Origin of the sequence: Bacillus sp. 22475 (assembly GCF_052044835.1) — a bacterium.
GTDB lineage: Bacteria > Bacillota > Bacilli > Bacillales > Bacillaceae_G > Bacillus_A > Bacillus_A cereus.
Window position 1 is genome coordinate 168,117 of sequence record NZ_JBQENW010000009.1, and the last position, 19,212, is coordinate 187,328.

The following is a 19,212-nucleotide window of genomic DNA, read 5'->3' on the forward strand; positions in this document are numbered from 1 at the left end:
TTTTTGCTTATGAGTATATTGGTTGTAGGATAAAAAGTAGATTAATAGAGAAAGAGGAGGAGATTATTATAACTACAACCGTTATTTCACATTTTTACAATGAAGAGTATTTATTGCCATGGTGGCTTATGCATCATACGAAACTTTTTGATCATGGTATTTTAATTAATAAAGGTTCAACAGATCGTTCTGTTGAGATTTGTAAAAAATTCGCACCGCATTGGGAGGTGCGAGATTCTGTAAATCCAGAGTTTGATGCATATGCGACAGATCATGAAGTGATGAGGATAGAACAAGAAGTACAAGGATGGAAAATGATTTTAAATACGACTGAGTTTCTTTGCGTGCAAGATAAAAATCAGTTTTGGAAATCGCTAAATGAATTGGGGGGGAGGATGTATTGGCTGGACGGGCTTATTATGGTTGATGATCCTAACTACAACTATCCGGACCTTAACTTTGGAATACCTTTAATGAAACAGCGATTTCATGGTTATTTACCAGAAGATTGGCCGTTATGGAGAAGAGGTAGATTTATTCATAATCATGAGCATGGAAGTTATACGGTTGGAAGACATTTATCTGCGCATGAATCGATGATTTATCCACCTCTTGCCTGTATATTATGGTTTGGGTTTAGTCCGTGGAACGATGCGATGAGAAAGAGAAAGTTACAAATTGGTCCGACTCTTTCTGAAGCTAGTAAGCATGGGGGAATGGGGACGCAACATATTGTTACGTCGGAAAGATTAGAAGAATGGTATAAGGAATTAGCGAGAGGAACGAAGGATTTACGTTTTAATGATGCATATCGTTATGTTTTTGTATAAATGATTTCCACCATAAAATTGTTTCTTCAATTCCTGTATTTAGATCGTATGTTGGTTTCCAGTTTACTTCAGTTTTTAAACGTTCTACATTAACCCCGACAAATAAAGGTTCATCTTTAGAGAAAGGGATTGCACCTAGTTTAATTAAATGTTCTTTTCCTATCTTTTTAGCAATGATAGAAGCTAACTTTTTAATTTGTACAGATTGACCAGAAGCGATATTGATGGTGCCTGTAACGCTGTGTTCTAATATTGTTACGAGAGCGTCAGCGACGTCACTCACATGGAGGAAATCTCTCGATTGCTTTCCATGTGTACATAGTGCTTCCTCGTTTTTTAATAAGGAAGTGATAATGTTAGAAACGAGCCGATTACCTTGTTCGTGAGGTCCATACATATGAAAAATGCGGCCCCAACACATGCTGAGGCCTGTTTGTTGTGCATACGTTTCTAGCCAGGAGTGCAGTGCATTTTTACATAAAGAATACGGGGTTTTATAGGAAAGGAGCGGTGAATCTTCAAATAATACGCCGTTAAACCATTCGTACTCTGCGCCAGTACCTGCAACGACAACACGCTTTCCACCGCATGTTGTGAAGTGTTGAATCAATGAAATACTAGACTTTAGCCAATAGTAATTATTAATAGATACATAGCATGCTGGTGGCACTGCTTCCCAAGCAAGGTGAATGAGATGGCTAGGCTGAACATCCGAAATGAATTGTTTTACTTCGTCATCGCGAAGCAAGTTTACTTTATGCCAATGGCAAGGGAGGTGAGAGGGGTTATTTTTATTATACGTGGCGTGCACTTCATATCCCTTTTGTATAAGTGAATGTACAACATATTTACCTATCCAGCCACTACCACCTGTTACAACAACTTTCTTCATGGCTCGATCACCTCAATTTCTGGAACCGTCACTAAAAATTTACCGCCCCATTCACGAATGAAAGAGCATTCTTTCATAATTTCGTCTTTCAAATTCCAAGGAAGTATAAGAATGTAATCCGGTTTTGTACGTTTAATTTCTGCTGGAGATTTTATTGGAATACGAGTTCCTGGTAAAAGGAGATTTTGTTTGTGAGGATTTTTATCTACTGTATAAGCTAGAAATTCTTTACCTATCCCGCAATAATTCAAAAGGGTGTTTCCTTTAGCTGGAGCACCGTAACCGATAATTTGTTTGTTTAAAGCTTTCGCTTCAATAAAAAACTTTAAAATATTTATTTTCAATTGTTCGATGCGTTTAGAAAAAAGGAGATAGCAATCTAAAGTATCTAACCCGTGGTCGACTTCTTTTTGAATTAATTTTGTAACATTGGAATGGATAGTTGATTGGGCACTTAGATGGTTTACAAAAATCCGTAAGGAACCACCATGCGTTGAAAGTTCTTCTACATCAACAATTTGTAAATGATGATAACTTAAAACTTTTTGAAGGCTTATAAGTGAGAAGTAGGAAAAGTGCTCATGGTAGATAGTATCGAACTGTTTAAAGGATATGAGGTTTAATAAGTGTGGGAATTCAATTGTTATCGTGCCATCTTGTTTTAATAACGTTTTTAAACCGGCAACAAAATCATGCAAGTTTGGAACATGTGCTAATACGTTATTTGCGACGATTAAATCAGCTTGTGGCAATTTTTTTGCTAAGTCATTACTGAAAAAATTCACATGAGTAGGAATTCCTTTTTTGATAGCAATTTCTGCTACGTTTTTTGCTGGTTCAATTCCCAACGTCTCGATATTTTCTTTTTGAAAGTATTGTAATAAGTACCCATCGTTACTTGCAATTTCAATCACTTTTGAATGTTTCGTTAAGTTGAAACGCTTAATCGCCATTTCTACGTATTGTTTAGCGTGTAGTAGCCAACTTGAGGAGTAAGAGCTGAAGTATAAATAGTTATGAAAAATATTTTGTGGAGATTCAAATTCATCTAGCTGTACGAGTAAACAAGAGTTACAAACAAATGTGTGCAGGGGATAAAAAGGTTCCATTTTATATGAGCTTTCAGGAGCTACAAATGAATTAGCGAGAGGGGAAACGCCTAAATCTAAAAAAGTATTAGTTAGTAATGAGTGGCAAAAACGGCATTTTTTCTGTTCCATTTTATAGCCCCCTTATAAATTTTTGAATGTGTCGATTTGTTGTCGTGTGAAAGATTCTATATTTTCACCAGATGCATATTTTTTGTACCAATCAACAGTCCAAGTAATAGAATCATCTGTTGATAACTTAGGAGTCCAGCCGAGTTTGTTTACTGCTTTTGTACTGTTGAGTGTTAAAATTGGTGATTCATAAGGAGTTTTTGTAGAGGGAGAATGGATTGTGAGTCGTTTATTCCATAATTTCATTACGGATTGAATGACATCATTTACGGTTCTGCTAGGTTCATTGATTGGACCAAAATTCCACGCTTCTGCATATTTAGCATCATTCCAAAGTTTCTCAGCTAAAAGGATGTAGCCGTGTAGAGGATCTAAAACATGTTGCCATGGACGGATGGCATATTTGTTTCGAATACACAAAGTATGATTGTGCAAATATGCCCGAATGATATCAGGGAATAATCGATCTTCTGCCCAATCACCACCACCAATAACGTTACCTGCTCTTACAGAAGCAAGCGAAGTAGTATTCGTGTGAAAAAAAGATTTGTGATAAGATGTTGTAACTAATTCAGCACAAGCTTTACTAGCGCTATAAGGGTCGGAACCTCCTAGTCGGTCATTTTCCACGAACGCTTGGTCGCCACTACCGTCATTCTCATAACATTTATCGCTTGTCACATTAATAATGATACGTACGCTTTCGACGGACTTTGCTGCTTCTAGCACGTGGACAGTACCTAAAACATTCGTTTTGAATGTATCGATAGGATTTTTGTATGAAGCAGTTACAATTGGCTGAGCTGCTAAATGAAATATTATGTCGGGTTTATGCTGCTTCATGGCATGAAATAAAGAATGGTAATCTGTAATATCGCCTTTCATTGTCGTGCACTCTTTTGCTACGTTACCTTGTTCAAAAATGTTAGGAATGGATGGGGGATGAGAAGAAAAGCCTACTACTTCTGCACCTAAAGAACTTAAGAAAAGGGTGAGCCAGGAGCCTTTAAATCCAGTATGTCCCGTAATAAATACTTTTTTCTTATTCCAAAAAGATGATGAAGCCATATTACCAAACCTTCCACGGAGCGTTATTACTTTCCCATAGCTCGACTAATTTATTTTTATCGCGCAATGTATCCATCGGATGCCAAAAACCAGAATGTTGATATGCGGCCAATTCATTTTTGTTTACTAACTGAACTAAAGTGTCTGTTTCAAAAACAGACTTATCTCCACTAATGTAATTGAAAACTTCAGGATTTAAAACGAAAAATCCACCGTTAACCCATCCGCCATCACCTAATGGTTTTTCTTGAAAAGATGTTACAGACTGTTTATCTAATATGAGAGAACCAAATCTACCAGGAGGTTGTACGGCAGTAACAGTAGCCATTTTCCCATGTTTTTTATGGAATGTAATAAGTTCTTTTATATTTACATTACTTAATCCATCACCATAAGTGAGGCAGAAAGGTTCGTCTCCGACATAATTTTGAATCTTTTTCACTCGGCCACCCGTTTCGGTATTTACACCAGTATCGATTAGTGTAACTTTCCATGGTTCTACACGATGAGAATGGCTAGTAATTGTATTATCGCTTAACTGTATTGTGAAATCAGACATGTGTAAGTTGTAATTTAGAAAGAACTCTTTAATTGCATATCCTTTATAGCCTAAGCAAATAATAAACTCAGTAATCCCGTAATGACTATACAAACTCATAATGTGCCATAGAATGGGCTTTGTTCCAATTTCAATCATAGGTTTCGGTTTTAAATGTGTTTCTTCCCCAATTCTTGTACCGTACCCACCAGCAAGAATAACAGCTTTCATTTTTTCCTCCTAAAATAAAAATTTATTATTTATACAGTATTCATGTTTTATGCAAATGAGATTGTTTTTGATTAAGCGAATGAAAATGTTTGAGGTGATGACGATGCAGAAAATATTACGGTTTGAATTTTGGAAATAATTCTTGATATTCAGGGTTATGACGGAGGTCTTGTGTTAGGTTACTAAGCTCTAAAAAACGTATGTCCAGTACTTCAGGAGATTGACCGTAATGTGTTTGAAGTCCCATTTGAACACCCCTTTTTGAAAGGGTAGGTGTAATTTGTAATTTTCTTGCCTTTGATTGTTCATTCCAAGGGCTAAAATAAAATTTTAAAATAAATGAAGGATAGTCATAAATTATATATCCGTGCCGCGAATGATGTCTACCAGGTAAATATGCACCGTCTAGATGATTGTGAATAAATCTCCAAGCACATCCGAGATTTGGGTTATAAGGGAAGACACCGTGGTATCGCTGTTCTACTAAGGGGATAGAATATCTAGGCTTTGAATAATTATAATTATGATTATCTATCATTAAAATCATTCTAATCGCATACATGTTTTGGCCTAGTGTATGAAGAGATGAAAAAAATTCTTCAGTATTATTACAACAAAAGAATTCAGTAGTATTTAAAACGATTTTCCAACCTGAAACTTCTCTTTCAATTTCCATCACTTCAATATCAGTATTAGTTGGATCAAACTCAAGAAATCTTGAATTTCGTACTTCCCAGTGGGGTGCTAATAGTTTACAAATCTCTACGGAACGATCTGTAGACCCTCTATTAATTAAAATGCCGTGATCGAATATTTTCGTGTGATGCATAAGCCACCATGGAAGTAGGTATTCTTCATTATAAAAATGAGAAATGATTGTCTTTTTCATATTAATTCCCTCCTATACAAGCAATCATTATTAGTAGGATATGCTTTTAAATAAGAAAGGTTAAAAGTGGCAGACAATGTAGTGATTAGGTAGTAGTTTAGTAATTTTATTGTATAAGTGTAGATTACTCGTATTGAATCATCATAGGAGGAGATTGGAATTTTGTATAAATTGTGAATAATAAACCGTCACGTTTGACTGTACAGTTTATGTGTTGTATGATGTAAGTAATATAAACAAGGGGGGAAGATCGTTGGGAAGGTGTATCGAATCGGACAGTTGGCTCTCATGGCTCACGTGTCGAAACGAACGATTGATTATTATACGAATCTAGGTATCTTAAAAGCGGAGCGATCTCAATCTAATTATCGCTATTACGACGAAACAGCATTTGAGACATTACAATTTATTGAGAAGTGCAAAGAAATGCATATGCCGCTTTGTGAGATTAAAGAGAAAATCGAGGAGAAGAAGAAGCTGCTCGGTATCAATGAACACGTTTCGAAACAAGTGAATGAAGTGACAGACCATATTCATCGATTAGAAGTGGAGCTTACAGAGTTAAAGCCGCTTTTAGATGAATTGACTGATTCACAACGTGAAAAAATATCGAAATCTTTATCAGGTCAAACGACAGCTTTAATACAGACACTTGCTCTATTATTATAGAATAAGTGAAATCCGACCTCTTTAATTTTTGTATCGGGCTATGTTTTCTAACAAACAAATAAGAAAACATTATAGTATACAGGAGGTGGACACCTTAGTTTTTTAACTAAGGGGATTCATTGGAAATATTTAATTTAGTCATGGTTGCGATTTTAATCGCATTTACTGGATTTTTCGTAGCAGCAGAGTTTGCGATTGTAAAGATACGTTCAAGCCGTATCGATCAGCTTGTTGCGGAAGGAAAACGCGGTGCTTTAGCAGCGAAAAAGGTAACAACAAATTTAGATGAATATTTATCTGCTTGTCAATTAGGTATTACAGTTACAGCTATGGGATTAGGTTGGTTAGGTGAACCGACAATTGAAAAGTTATTACACCCGTTATTTGAGAAATGGAACTTAAATCCTTCTATTTCATCAGTATTAACATTTGGTCTTGCTTTTATGATTATGACGTATTTACACGTTGTAGTAGGGGAATTAGCTCCGAAAACGATGGCAATTCAAAAGGCTGAAAGGGTAACGTTATTATTGGCAGGTCCATTAATGATGTTCTATAAAGTAATGTATCCATTTATTTGGGTATTGAACGGTTCAGCTCGTGTGATAACTGGTTTATTCGGTTTAAAGCCAGCTTCAGAACATGAAGTAGCTCATACAGAAGAAGAATTACGTCTTATCCTTTCAGATAGCTATGAAAGTGGCGAAATTAATCAAGCTGAATACAAGTATGTAAATAACATTTTTGAATTTGATAATCGTATTGCAAAAGAGATTATGGTACCGCGAACAGAAATCGTTGGTTTCTACCTGGAAGATTCAGTAGAAGAACACATGAAAGTAATCCAAAATGAGCGATACACACGTTATCCGATTTTTGGAGAAGATAAAGATGATATTATCGGTATGGTCAACGTAAAAGATTTCTTTATTCGATATATGACCGAGGATCAAAAAGATTTATCATCTATTCGCTCGTATATGCGTCCGATTATTGAAGTGATGGAAACGACTCCAATTCACGATTTATTACTTCAAATGCAGAAGAAGCGAATTCCGATGGCTGTTTTATATGATGAGTACGGAGGAACAGCTGGAATTGTAACGCTTGAAGATATCTTGGAGGAAATCGTCGGCGAAATTCGTGACGAATATGATGAAGATGAAGCACCACCAATTCAACATGTGAACGAGCAACATATTATTGTTGATGGAAAAGTGCTTATCTCAGAAGTGAAAGATTTATTTGGATTACACATCGAAGAAGATGATGTGGATACAATCGGTGGATGGATTATGATGCAAAATCATGAAATCGAAGAAGGACAACATGTTGAGGCAGAAGGTTATGAATTTAAAGTGTTAGAAAAAGACGCTTACCAAATTAAACGTGTTGAAATTCGTAAGATGGAACAAGAACAAGAACAAGAAGAAGAGAAAGCAGCAACTGTGTAAGTTGCTGCTTTTCTTCTAAAGTACAAAAAATGAGAACTTAGGAGCGGATATTTTGATTCAAGAAGCCTTACGTGTATATCGATTACAATTGTATGTGATCTTTAGTGGTTTACTACTTATGTGGACGATTACTCCGTTTGGAAAACAAGTGACAGGGTTCGGTATTGGATTAGCAGTAAGCGCCTATTGTCTTTGGTTATTAGCTCGCAGAGTGGAGAAACTCGGGAAAAGTATCGTAATGAAGGAAAAGGCTCCTGGATTAGGAGTTTTAAACCGATTTGCAGCTGCTATTTTAGGAGCTATCATCATGTATGAAATTGAGCATGAAATGGAAATGTGGGCATTCGGTACAGGTATTTTAGGTGGTCACTTTTTAATGATTGCAAATTTAGCTTATGCAAATATGCAATTAGTGAAAGAAGAAGAGAAGCAAAGGGAACATGCTTCGAAAAATATAGAGCTATGATGAAAGGGACCTAATCGGGTTCCTTTTTTAGTTTAGCGATAATATACAAGTAATCAAATTAACGACAAATATAATACGCTTCTTTTTTTCGTTTTTCAATAGTATGAAAAATAATTTAAAAAAATTTAAAAACCCATCGATTTCTAAAGGTTATGTATGTTATCATGACAAAAGACTTTTTGAAAGAGGTGGATACCAATGTTACAAGCGCTACTTATTTTTGTGCTTCAAATTATTTATGTTCCAATATTAACAATTCGTACGATTTTGCTTGTAAAGAATCAAACAAGATCCGCTGCAGGCGTAGGATTGTTAGAAGGGGCTATTTACATTGTTAGTTTAGGTATTGTGTTTCAAGATTTATCAAATTGGATGAACATTGTTGCCTATGTCATCGGTTTTAGTACGGGACTTTTATTAGGTGGTTATATAGAGAATAAATTAGCGATTGGTTATATTACGTATCAAGTTAGTTTACTAGACCGTTGTAATGAATTAGTAGATGAGTTACGTCACTCTGGATTTGGCGTTACAGTATTTGAAGGCGAAGGTATTAATTCTATACGTTATCGCTTAGATATCGTCGCAAAGCGTTCTAGAGAGAAAGAGCTTTTAGAAATCATTAATGAAATTGCACCGAAAGCGTTTATGTCTTCGTATGAAATTCGCTCGTTTAAGGGTGGATATTTAACGAAGGCGATGAAGAAAAGAGCGTTAATGAAAAAGAAAGATGAACATGCATCGTAAAAAAGAGGAGTAGTACTGCATTAAAAGCGCAGTATAAGTCCAAATGTAAAAGGGAGGAATCTATTTTGATGTAGATTCCTCCTTTTTCTATGAAAAATATTCATCTGTTAATTCAAAAAACTAAATCGTATAATTATTTTTTTTACTCATTCTCAAATTAATGATTAGCCATATAATTTGAAAAAATACCGGTATGATAAACGCAATTAATAAAACGATAAGTGATATTGATTTAATTCCGGGTGTTTGAGTAACACCGGCCCCATCAACATCTCGTAGCCAAATAATAGCTGCCCATATTCCAAAAACGATAATCCAAAATATGTTACCAATCCACCAAGAAATCCATCGTCTTTTCATGTTAGCACCCCTTACATTTCTACTCTGTTAAAAGGATATTTTCGTTCGTTACATTTATAATGAAACAACTTTAAAATTAGTTTTTAACTGTATATCTAACTTGTTTAAAGGTTACCATTTCTCCATCATCATTATCATCTTTCGTTTGCAAAAGTTGAACTTTTGGTTTGTAGTCCGTCCTATGAGCGTGTTCGATATCTTTAATGTTAAGCTTGTAGGATTCACCATTCTTTAGCTTTTGTTCCAATACTTTTTTATTAGCAACATAAATAAAAGTTACTTTATTTTCATCAATGCCTTTAGTTTTAATTTCTAATTCATTATCTTTTGTTGTGATCGTTGGTGTTAATAATTCCATACTGCCTTTCCCGCTTTCTAAAGAATTCTCTGCTATAGTTGAACATCCTGATAATATGATTCCAGTGAATAGAAGAACAGCTAATTTCTGTTTCATAACACCCCTCAATTCCATGTGAATTTTGATTTTGGTATTGCTAGATTACTAGTGTGGAGCGTAAATGTTTAGTTAGTACCTTTTTAATTGTACCATAATATGTAAATTGAAACAGGGTGTATATCCAATTTAAGGGAGATTGAAAAATTTACTGATTGTTGTAAATTCGTGTGTTTTAGCTTCTATTTCAATCGAAATGTAGACGAGAGAAAGAAATTTTTTTATAGAAATTATAATTTTTACATTTTACAATAATGATAGGGAATAGATGAATTCATTTACTTCGGAGGTAGTTATTTGAACATTAATGAGAAGGCAATTGAAATGTTTGAACAAAATAAATATGAGGAAGCAATGGAACTGTTTCAACAAGCAGTACATGAATCTAGAGACGTACAATCTCTCAATAATCTGGCTTGGATGTACTTTTATGAGGAAGAGAATGATGATAAAGCTCTTGAATTAATAAGAGAAGTTGTTAAGTTGAATCCTTCTTCATACTTTCCTTATAACATCTTAGGGGACATTTACATGAAACAAGAAAAATGGACAGAAGCGAAAGAAGCATTACAAAAGTCTATTTCGATTCAACCATCAGATGAAGCATATCATAATGTAGCTGTAGCGCATTATAACCTTGGAGAGCTGGAAAAAGCTTCAGAATTTTTCTTGCGAGTTGCAGGGGATTCGGACTATATCATGTATAGCTATGTAAAATGTTTAATTGATTTAGAACGAACGACAGAAGCAAAAGAGAAGTTAGATACTTTTAACAGGGAATCTGATAATTTTTTAGGGGAAATTAATGTAGCAGATTTATATGTTGAGTTGAATTGCTATAAAGAAGCAATTGAATGGTTCGAAAAGGGATATAAAGAATGCTGGAAAAGTCCTAATTGGATTGGTAGATTTGTGTATGCTCTATATAAAACGAATAATTTCTCCCGTATAAATGAAGTTATACGGGAGTCTATCGAAGCGAAAACAGCAGAAATAGAAGATGTTCAGAATGAAGAAGTAGAAGAAAACTGGACAGAAAATGATAAGGAAGAGTTAATTGAGGAATATACAGAAGAGAATAATTGTTATAAAACAATGGTAGAACGTATCAAATCTGGATACGTTCCAGGATTAGAGTTTGAAACTGATTATATAGGGGCTTGCTATTTATTTGGTTGTAAAAGACATAATCACCTTGAATATGAAAAATAAAAAGATTCGACTGTCATATATGATGGTCGAATCTTTTTCGTTATAGGTCGCTTGTATTACATAGGTGTATATCCTCTTTAGAGGCCACTTTTTTTATATTTAAAATATGTAGTGAAATAAAACCAATAAGTCCTATTCCGCAAAAAATAAGCCATGGTGTATACATTCCGCTTAAGTTGGATGTAAAAGATGTACCGGTATAATTACCAATGATAAAACCAAATGCGAGTGATAGTTGATAAAATCCGAAGAAGGTGGCTGTATATGATTCATTACTGTAATTTGCAATAGCGATATCAGCGTTAGGTAATACGAGTGTTTCACCGATTGTAAATAAAATTATACAAATAAAGAGCCAATATGGATGTTGAAATAAAGGAATGAGTAAAAAGGAAATACTCATTAATAAAACACCGTATTTAATAATCGAAAGTGTGTTGTATTTGTGGAATAATTTTCGGAATAATACCATAAATATGACGCCTGTTATCGCATTTATCGTAATAACGAGTGTAGCAAGTTGATTGCTATTACTAATGTTTTTCATATGAAGTGGAAGTGCGACAGTAAGCTGAGTAAACATAATATAGAAGAAAATCATGATAAAGGAAAACAGAAGGAAAGACTTGTTTTGTAAGATGGCCTGTATTCCTAATGTAATAGACGTGTTTTCAGTAGTGACTTGGAAGTGATTTTTAAGTAAGTAAAAGATAAAAGCAAATAACAGCATAAGAGATCCTGTTAGAGAGAAAGCGTAGAGTGGATCGAGTAAGAGTAAGAGCCCTCCTGCAATTGGTCCGATTATTGCACCGCAATTAAAGCTAAGGTTTAAATATGTAAATAAATTTTTTCTCAAATGAGCTGGCTGTGAGCCAAATATAGCGCGAGCGGCAGGTTCGTAAAATGCAGTTCCGAAGCCAATAAGTGCAGAAGAAATAGAAATTGTATAGAAATCAGAGCATATTCCTAAAGCGATAAATCCGATTCCTCTTAAAAATAATCCGACTATCATCATAATGATATAGCCTATTTTATCAGCAATTAACCCTGAGAATAATGGGATAACTCGTGATGTAATTGTCATAACCGTCAACACTGTTCCTACTTGGACAGCAGAAAAATGAAGAAAGGTTAATAGATAAATAGCTAAAAATGCGTATACTGCAAAATACCCAAAAGACATAAAAAATGAAGAAATAAGCATGAAACGTATCGGTGTTGAGAAACTTTTCATAGAAATCCTCCTAATTGTGTAACCAGTAAAATTATTTGATGGTTAACTATTTTATACTATAATTATACATAAAGTCAGAAAAAAGTAAATTTTAAGAAGAAGGTGGATCGAATTGAATCAAAACGCTCCAAATGAACTAGAATATATTCGGGAATTTTTAAATACATGGAGAATACCAAACGATACGAGAGAGCCAATTGATTTGCTGCAATCAAAAGAAGATATAAAGCTCTTTATGAAAGAATATTTTGATGAAGAGTTTCCGTTTCATACGATAGAGGAATTAAGAGGTTTTCGAGAAGATATTCGGATGACAATTGAAGGCGAAGGATCATTGCAAAAATGGTTAGAGAAATACCCATTTCATGTACATATAAAGGATGATATGAAAGGTATTACATATGAACCGGTATATGAAGAGAATGTGTATACAAAAGTGTTAAGCATTGTGTTAATGTCAATTCAAGAAAATGTGTGGGGAAGGTTAAAAGCATGTCCAGATTGTCGCTGGGTATTTTATGATCATTCGCGAAATGGGAGTAAAAGATGGTGCGGTATGTATGCTGGAGAAGAAGGAGGAAGAGCATGCGGTACGATTGCGAAAGTGAAAAACTACCGGGCGAAGAGAAAAGGACGATCTGGTTATGATATGTAATTAATATTAGAGAAAGAAAAATGGATGGGGGGAATGTAGAATATGAAAGGTACGCAAATGTTAGCTTTAAATAAAAAGTGTTGGGATACAGTTGCACCTTATTTCTTTCAAGTGGATTGTTTACCTAAATATGGTCCGTATACGGCGTCTGAAGATGAGATTCGTTTGTTCGATTCAATCAGAAAGAAAAAGGTTCTTGATATTGGCTGTGGAAGTGGGCATTCGTTGCAATATATGGCGGAACAAGGGATAGAGGAATTATGGGGGCTTGATCTTTCGAGTACACAAATTGAAATAGCGAATAAGACGTTAAAGGATTGGAATCCAAAGTTAGTATGCGGAGCAATGGAAGAAGAAGGAGATATTCCGAAAGGATATTTTGATATTGTATATTCCATTTATGCATTAGGTTGGACTTCGGATTTAAGAAAAACGTTGGAATTGATATATTCATATTTAAAGTCGGGAGGAAGCTTTATTTTTAGCTGGGAGCATCCCGTATATTCAAACTTAATGTATGGAACAGAGGAGATTGCTTTAAGCTCGTCTTATCACGAAGAAACTCCTATTACGTTTGAAACATTTAAAGGTAAGGATGTACAAGCGACATTATATAAAAGAAAAATGAGTACATACATAAACGAGCTAAATAGAGTTGGTTTTACAATTGAGAGAATAGAAGAACCTGAACCATCTAGCACGTTTGATGAAGAACTAGCGATGCCTTCTACGAAGTATTATTCTTTATATAAGGCTAGAATGGTGCCGACTACTTTTATTATTAAAGCTAGAAAATAAAATGTTTTTATAAAAGAAGCCTATCATTTCAAACAAATGATAGGCTTCTTTATTTTAATAAAATTGAGGTTAAATGTGTACTTTTATTATAAAAATGCATTTCATATAAAAGGTGTAATTATTTTGGGGAAGGGGGATTGTTGTGCGTCATCATAGAAAGTGCAAAAAATTTGGAGTGGCACTGCCTCTTCCGCTTATAGGAGCAACGGGTCCGACAGGTAATAGTGGTCCAATCGGTCCAACTGGAGGGCATGAAGGTCCTGTTGGTCCTACAGGGGTGACTGGACCGACGGGAGCAACTGGGCCCCAAGGTCCTCAAGGTATCAGGGGAATACAAGGTCCCCGAGGGACAACAGGAGCACAAGGAATACAAGGAGCTATTGGTGATACAGGAGAGCAAGGTATAACTGGCCCGACTGGTCTCCAAGGTGCTCAAGGATTAATTGGTAACCAAGGTCTAATTGGTGATATTGGAGTACAAGGATTAGAAGGAATACAAGGAGCTACGGGTTCTGCTGGTAGTCAAGGTATACAAGGCACACAAGGAATACAAGGGGAAATAGGTGAGCGAGGACAAACAGGAGCACAAGGAATGCAAGGAGAGAGAGGCATAACTGGAGTCTCGGGTGTAACTGGTTCACAAGGCCCTCAAGGTGTTCAAGGAATACAAGGAGAGCAAGGGGCTACTGGTATACAAGGAGAAGACGGCTTCCAAGGGATACAAGGAATTACTGGAGAGGAAGGCCCGCAAGGAGCACAAGGAATACAAGGTGAAGTGGGTCCAACTGGTTCTACTGGAATGCAAGGTGCCCAAGGTATAAGTGGAATAAAGGGGACAACAGGTGCAATAGGTTTACAAGGACCACAAGGTGTGCAAGGAATACAAGGTATAACGGGAGCAACAGGTTTTCAAGGGATAAAAGGAATAAGAGGTATAACGGGAGCGACGGGTAGCATTGGTATTCAAGGCTCAGAAGGACCACCGGGCGGTCCGATGGGAACAACTGGTCCAATTGGTCCATCTAGTGGGGTGACTGGACCAGCTGGCCCACCCGGTCCACCAGGAGGTCCAACAGGTCCAACGGGAGCGACTGGTTCAACAGGTGTAAGCGGAGGGATAGGACCAATTGGAGCGCAAGGAGTGCAAGGTATAACCGGTCCAACAGGTGCTCAAGGTGTAAGGGGAGCACAAGGTTCCCAAGGTGTAGTTGGAGCAGTTGGAGTACAAGGGGCACAAGGTCCTCAAGGTAACCAAGGCATAACAGGTCCAACGGGTGCAGAAGGTTCTCAAGGAATACAAGGTCCGCTGGGAGTAATAGGTCCAACAGGTGCAGAAGGTCCTAAAGGTATTCAAGGTATTCAAGGTGTAATAGGTCCAACAGGTGCACAAGGAATGGTGGGAATACAAGGCGTAGCTGGTCCAGCTGGTGTTACAGGAGCGGAAGGAGCTCAAGGTGCACAAGGAATCCGAGGAGCAACCGGTCTTGCTGGAGCACAAGGTATACAAGGAATTCAAGGTATACAAGGAGAAACAGGAGCAGCTGGAATACAAGGTCCTCAAGGTGTTCAAGGGATACAAGGGACTACCGGATTGACAGGCACACAAGGTGCACAAGGTCCTCAAGGAGTGCAAGGAATAATAGGACCGACTGGAGCTATTGGCTTGCAAGGTCCTCAAGGATTACAAGGAATAACGGGTCCAACAGGAGCGCAAGGTGTGCAAGGAATACAAGGAGTGCAAGGAATTATCGGTCCAACAGGTGCACAAGGAATTAGAGGTCCCCAAGGAAATACAGGGGAAGTCGGTATAACAGGCCCTCAAGGAGTCCAAGGGGCGCAAGGTAGTCAAGGACCCCAAGGCCCACAAGGAAATGTTGGAATTACAGGTGCAACGGGTGAAACTGGAGCAACTGGAGCAACTGGACCACAAGGTGTGCAAGGAGTGCAAGGGATTACGGGAATACAAGGAATAACGGGAACGACAGGCAATACAGGTGCAACGGGTCCGCAAGGAATACAAGGTATACAAGGGGTTCAAGGGTTGCAAGGCCCAAGTGGAGCAAGTGGGGTGACAGGTGCTAGTGGTAGTATAGGCCCAGTTGGAGCACAAGGTAGTCAGGGCCCAAGTGGCGTGGTGGGACCGACAGGAGCAACTGGTAGTGCAGGTTCAATAGGTTTCTTGGGAATAGCGGGAGCGACTGGAGCGACTGGCTTGCCTAGCGGGGGCGGTTATTTCTTTTCTACTTCAACGAGTGCAATTGCAGCGAATGCACTAATACCAATCAATTCCGGTTCTACAATTTTTGGAGCAGGAATTAGTTTAACAAGTGCAACAACGATAACGTTAAGTACGCCAGGAATATATTTAGTAAGTTATTATTTTCAAGGTGATCCAACTGGTGGAAATGAAACGATTTCAGTGAGCCTTACTTTAAATGGAACGCAAGTCACAGGGAGTTTTATTCTTTATGTTACAGGAGGTACTTTTATATTAGAGCCAGCAGTTTCGAATACGATGGTCATTGAAGTTACTTCTCCAAATTCCACCTTGTCATTACAAAATGGTCCATTAGCTATTGGGCACGTAACGACATTATCTGGTGTGATAACAGCTAGTTTAAATATATTAAAAATAGTTTGATGCATTATAAACGGGGGGGAGATGCTTGTGAAGGATCAAGATAAGTGTAGTAAGTTTCAAGCACCTATTCCTTTTCTGCCTTCAGGTATTACAGGTCCAACTGGTCCAACCGGTCCGACAGGTTCTTTAGGTGGACCGACTGGACCGCAAGGAATCCAAGGCGTGCAAGGTCCAATTGGTCCAACCGGTCCCACAGGAATTCAAGGAGCGCAAGGGGTGCAGGGAGAGATTGGCCCAACAGGTCCAACTGGTTTAACAGGACCACGGGGTGCTCAAGGGAGTCAAGGGCCGATAGGGGAACAAGGTCCACAAGGGATTCAAGGTGTTCAAGGTATTCAAGGCGAACGAGGTCCGACTGGCCCAACTGGAATTCAAGGGATACAGGGTATACCTGGGCCAATGGGAGAAACAGGTCTAACAGGAATACAAGGAATACAAGGTATACAAGGAGAGATTGGTCCAACCGGTCCAACAGGAATACAAGGTATACAAGGAGTACAAGGTGAAATAGGTCCGACTGGCCCAACAGGAAATACGGGTATACAAGGTGTGCAAGGTAATTTAGGAAGTAGTGGTTTACAAGGTGTAACAGGAATACAAGGAATACAGGGTCCGATTGGTCCAACCGGCCCAACCGGTTCTCAAGGGATTCAAGGGGAACAGGGGCCGGTGGGGCCACAAGGGGAAACTGGTGTTCAAGGTTTACAAGGTCCCCAGGGAGACATGGGGCAGGTAGGCCCAACCGGTTCTCAGGGTATACAAGGAGTGCAAGGGGTAATAGGACCAACCGGCCCAACAGGCTTGCAAGGGGATCCAGGTCCAACAGGCTCGACTGGCCCAACCGGAGCAACCGGCGAGGCGGGAGCAACGGGTCCACAAGGTCCACAAGGAATCCAAGGCCCACAAGGGATAACAGGTTCAACTGGAGCAACCGGCCAGACGGGAGTGACTGGAGCAACAGGACCGACTGGAATACAAGGCATACAAGGAATAACTGGAGCAACAGGGGGAACGGGAGTAACAGGCCCAACAGGTGCCACGGGTCCAACCGGTTTAACCGGTGCAACAGGATCATCTGCTATATCAACAGGTGGTGGCTATTTCTTTTCTACATCCACAAGCACAATTGCAGCAAATGCCAACATCCCAATTAATTCTGGATCCACTGTATATGGAACTGGTGTATCTTTAACTAGTGCTACGACAGTCACAGTAGCGACGCCAGGAATGTATTTAGTAAGCTACTATTTCCAAGGGGACGCGACTGGTGGGAATGAGACAGTATCTGTTAGATTGCTATTAAATGGAACGCAACTAACAGGGAGTTTTATACAAAACGTAACGACATCAACTGTAGTAATCGAACCAGCCATTTCAAATACACTTCTTGTGAATGTAACGAGTGCCAATTCAACATTAATATTACAAAATGGCCCGTTAGGTGTAGGGCATTTGACCACTATAGCAGGTGCAATTACGGCAAGTTTAAATGTAGTGAGAATTTTATAAAAAATATAAAAAACACAAGGAATGTCTTTGTAAGACACACCTTGTGTTTTTTAATATTAAATAAACATTTTCTTTATCTTTTCGGTTGAAAAATATGCTGAAAGAAGTATTTGTGATGTAAGTTATCTACAACCTTATTTGCTTGATATGTGCGATGTTGTTCTAATCGAAGTCTTTGCTCCATCATTTTTATTGCGTGATCAGATAAACGTAACATAATACATATCTCCTTTTCTATAAATATAGGTGACTATTTGGTATCGATCCCATATTTATAATTAAGGAGGCACACTGTGTAACATAGGCAAAAAGCACCTTCCTCTCCCATTACGCTTACGAGGTTAGCTGTCGGACTCGGGAAGTGAGAGTTTCCCTACTTTAAATAAGATTCGCCCCAAGTAGCATAGCTACAAAAATGGTTCCCCCGCTCCAAAATTTGGACTCAGCAAAAGGTTTTATAAAGTAAAAGATAACATAAATAAATTGACGAGTCAAACTATTTATTTTTTTCTGATTTTTTAAGTGAGGTTAAAACCACTCCATCGGGTAATATGATATCCTTTACTTCAATAAAGCCATGTTTTTTATATAAAGACAGAGCAGGTGTATTTTCTTTTCCTGTTTGTACAATATATGACTTTGAAGAGGAGAACATGTCAAATATATATAGTAATAGCTTAGTAGCAATTCCTTTATGAAAATGATCGGGGGATACTACTAAACGATGAATATCAACTTCCTCACCACCAATTTTAAAAGAAATAAATCCGGCAAGTACGTCTTCATAAAAATAGCCGTAAAAAATTTCGTCACATGATTGAATATCAGCTACAGTATCATAAAGGCGAGGGATAGCTGTACTATTTATATATTTTGCCTCAATTTCATAAGCTGGTATTTGAATGCTTAAAATAGAAGTAGCGTTTTTGTGAGAAGTTGTTATTAATTTTTGAATCATAGAGAAAGAACCTCCTTGTTGGTTGTATTTTCATAGATTTGACAAGATTTTTCTTTATTGGATATAATAATTATAATAGTTACATAACAATTTAGTATGAAAAAGAAATACACCATAATAGAAATGGAGGACTAAAAATGGGATGGATTATCACATTAATAGTTGGTGCTATTATAGGTGCAATTGCAGGTTCTATAACGGGTAAAAATTTTCCGGGTGGTATGTTTGGAAATATTATCGCAGGTTTATTAGGTGCTTCGTTAGGTGGTAGATTATTTGGATCTTTTGGACCATCATTTGGTGGGATTCATGTCGTGCCAGCATTATTAGGGGCAATCGTGTTAATTCTTATTGTATCATTTGTAGTGAAAGCTGCAAAGAAATAGA

At 37.5% G+C, this 19,212-nt stretch carries 20 protein-coding genes, 1 pseudogene and 1 riboswitch; of the genes and pseudogenes, 11 read left to right on the forward strand and 10 right to left on the reverse strand.

Features of this window, described 5'->3' with window-relative positions:
* Nucleotides 1–29: 29 nt before the first annotated feature.
* Nucleotides 30–830 (forward strand): glycosyltransferase family 2 protein, encoded by an 801-nt coding sequence (locus tag ACTJJY_RS16725; protein WP_440606098.1) that lies wholly within the window; start codon nt 30–32, stop codon nt 828–830.
* On the opposite strand, the gene ACTJJY_RS16730 is transcribed toward ACTJJY_RS16725, so the two are convergent.
* From ACTJJY_RS16730 to ACTJJY_RS16750, 5 genes are all read right to left on the reverse strand, one after another.
* Nucleotides 799–1,722, reverse strand: coding sequence for an NAD-dependent epimerase/dehydratase family protein (locus ACTJJY_RS16730; RefSeq protein ID WP_000758375.1), 924 nt, complete (start codon nt 1,720–1,722; stop codon nt 799–801). The genes ACTJJY_RS16725 and ACTJJY_RS16730 overlap by 32 nt on opposite strands.
* Nucleotides 1,719–2,942, reverse strand: coding sequence for a methyltransferase domain-containing protein (locus ACTJJY_RS16735; protein ID WP_440606050.1), 1,224 nt, complete (start codon nt 2,940–2,942; stop codon nt 1,719–1,721). The genes ACTJJY_RS16730 and ACTJJY_RS16735 overlap by 4 nt, the downstream gene beginning before the upstream one ends.
* 12 nt (nt 2,943–2,954) lie before the next feature.
* Nucleotides 2,955–4,010: a CDP-glucose 4,6-dehydratase gene (gene rfbG / locus ACTJJY_RS16740; protein WP_440606051.1), complete on the reverse strand. Its 1,056-nt coding sequence runs from the start codon at nt 4,008–4,010 to the stop codon at nt 2,955–2,957.
* A gap of 1 nt (nt 4,011) precedes the next feature.
* Nucleotides 4,012–4,779, reverse strand: coding sequence for a glucose-1-phosphate cytidylyltransferase (gene rfbF / locus ACTJJY_RS16745; RefSeq protein WP_023522544.1), 768 nt, complete (start codon nt 4,777–4,779; stop codon nt 4,012–4,014).
* Nucleotides 4,780–4,894: 115 nt separating this feature from the next.
* Nucleotides 4,895–5,668 carry a glycosyltransferase family 2 protein gene (locus ACTJJY_RS16750; protein ID WP_000750973.1) on the reverse strand — a complete coding sequence of 258 codons (774 nt, stop codon included), beginning with the start codon at nt 5,666–5,668 and terminating at the stop codon, nt 4,895–4,897.
* A 261-nt stretch (nt 5,669–5,929) separates the two neighbouring features.
* Here ACTJJY_RS16750 and ACTJJY_RS16755 point away from each other — a divergent pair, with 261 nt between their 5' ends.
* From ACTJJY_RS16755 to ACTJJY_RS16770, 4 genes are all read left to right on the forward strand, one after another.
* Nucleotides 5,930–6,337 (forward strand): MerR family transcriptional regulator, encoded by a 408-nt coding sequence (locus ACTJJY_RS16755; protein ID WP_000285639.1) that lies wholly within the window; start codon nt 5,930–5,932, stop codon nt 6,335–6,337.
* 119 nt (nt 6,338–6,456) lie between these two features.
* Nucleotides 6,457–7,791, forward strand: a complete 1,335-nt coding sequence (locus tag ACTJJY_RS16760; RefSeq protein ID WP_000402260.1) for a hemolysin family protein — start codon at nt 6,457–6,459, stop codon at nt 7,789–7,791.
* Between the two features lie 52 nt (nt 7,792–7,843).
* A complete protein-coding gene (locus ACTJJY_RS16765; RefSeq protein WP_000613876.1) occupies nt 7,844–8,257 on the forward strand; it encodes an ATP synthase subunit I in 414 nt (137 codons plus the stop codon).
* 198 nt (nt 8,258–8,455) lie between these two features.
* Nucleotides 8,456–9,004: a DUF2179 domain-containing protein gene (locus ACTJJY_RS16770; RefSeq protein WP_000938441.1), complete on the forward strand. Its 549-nt coding sequence runs from the start codon at nt 8,456–8,458 to the stop codon at nt 9,002–9,004.
* A gap of 120 nt (nt 9,005–9,124) precedes the next feature.
* Here ACTJJY_RS16770 and ACTJJY_RS16775 read toward each other — a convergent pair whose 3' ends face one another.
* Both ACTJJY_RS16775 and ACTJJY_RS16780 read right to left on the reverse strand, forming a co-directional pair.
* A complete protein-coding gene (locus ACTJJY_RS16775) occupies nt 9,125–9,364 on the reverse strand; it encodes a DUF3923 family protein (RefSeq protein WP_440606052.1) in 240 nt (79 codons plus the stop codon).
* A 76-nt stretch (nt 9,365–9,440) separates the two neighbouring features.
* Complete coding sequence (locus ACTJJY_RS16780) at nt 9,441–9,836, reverse strand: hypothetical protein (RefSeq protein WP_202626568.1); 396 nt, start codon at nt 9,834–9,836, stop codon at nt 9,441–9,443.
* A gap of 279 nt (nt 9,837–10,115) precedes the next feature.
* Here ACTJJY_RS16780 and ACTJJY_RS16785 point away from each other — a divergent pair, with 279 nt between their 5' ends.
* Nucleotides 10,116–11,030, forward strand: coding sequence for a tetratricopeptide repeat protein (locus ACTJJY_RS16785; RefSeq protein WP_440606053.1), 915 nt, complete (start codon nt 10,116–10,118; stop codon nt 11,028–11,030).
* 40 nt (nt 11,031–11,070) lie between these two features.
* On the opposite strand, the gene ACTJJY_RS16790 is transcribed toward ACTJJY_RS16785, so the two are convergent.
* Nucleotides 11,071–12,264: an MDR family MFS transporter gene (locus ACTJJY_RS16790; protein WP_440606054.1), complete on the reverse strand. Its 1,194-nt coding sequence runs from the start codon at nt 12,262–12,264 to the stop codon at nt 11,071–11,073.
* Nucleotides 12,265–12,376: 112 nt separating this feature from the next.
* Between ACTJJY_RS16790 and ACTJJY_RS16795 the strand changes: the two genes are divergently transcribed.
* The 4 genes and pseudogenes from ACTJJY_RS16795 to ACTJJY_RS16810 all read left to right on the forward strand — a co-directional run.
* A complete protein-coding gene (locus tag ACTJJY_RS16795; RefSeq protein ID WP_440606055.1) occupies nt 12,377–12,919 on the forward strand; it encodes a CGNR zinc finger domain-containing protein in 543 nt (180 codons plus the stop codon).
* A gap of 42 nt (nt 12,920–12,961) precedes the next feature.
* Nucleotides 12,962–13,717: a class I SAM-dependent methyltransferase gene (locus tag ACTJJY_RS16800; protein ID WP_440606056.1), complete on the forward strand. Its 756-nt coding sequence runs from the start codon at nt 12,962–12,964 to the stop codon at nt 13,715–13,717.
* Between the two features lie 142 nt (nt 13,718–13,859).
* The gene (locus tag ACTJJY_RS16805) at nt 13,860–16,358 is read left to right on the forward strand and encodes a collagen-like protein (protein WP_440606057.1); all 2,499 of its coding nucleotides are present in this window, start codon (nt 13,860–13,862) and stop codon (nt 16,356–16,358) included.
* A gap of 78 nt (nt 16,359–16,436) precedes the next feature.
* A pseudogene (locus ACTJJY_RS16810) lies at nt 16,437–17,867 on the forward strand (collagen-like protein); the annotation flags it as partial.
* 73 nt (nt 17,868–17,940) lie between these two features.
* Here the strand turns inward: ACTJJY_RS16810 and ACTJJY_RS16815 are convergent.
* Together ACTJJY_RS16815 and ACTJJY_RS16820 are read right to left on the reverse strand one after the other, a co-directional pair.
* Entirely contained in the window at nt 17,941–18,084 is a 144-nt protein-coding gene (locus ACTJJY_RS16815; protein ID WP_000945246.1) for a hypothetical protein, read from the reverse strand.
* Nucleotides 18,085–18,181: 97 nt separating this feature from the next.
* Nucleotides 18,182–18,325, reverse strand: a riboswitch (cyclic di-AMP (ydaO/yuaA leader).
* Nucleotides 18,326–18,363: 38 nt separating this feature from the next.
* Nucleotides 18,364–18,825 (reverse strand): GNAT family N-acetyltransferase, encoded by a 462-nt coding sequence (locus ACTJJY_RS16820; protein WP_434164033.1) that lies wholly within the window; start codon nt 18,823–18,825, stop codon nt 18,364–18,366.
* Nucleotides 18,826–18,962: 137 nt separating this feature from the next.
* On the opposite strand from ACTJJY_RS16820, the gene ACTJJY_RS16825 reads away from it, so the two are divergent.
* Nucleotides 18,963–19,211 carry a GlsB/YeaQ/YmgE family stress response membrane protein gene (locus ACTJJY_RS16825; RefSeq protein WP_000539720.1) on the forward strand — a complete coding sequence of 83 codons (249 nt, stop codon included), beginning with the start codon at nt 18,963–18,965 and terminating at the stop codon, nt 19,209–19,211.
* Nucleotide 19,212: the final 1 nt, after the last annotated feature.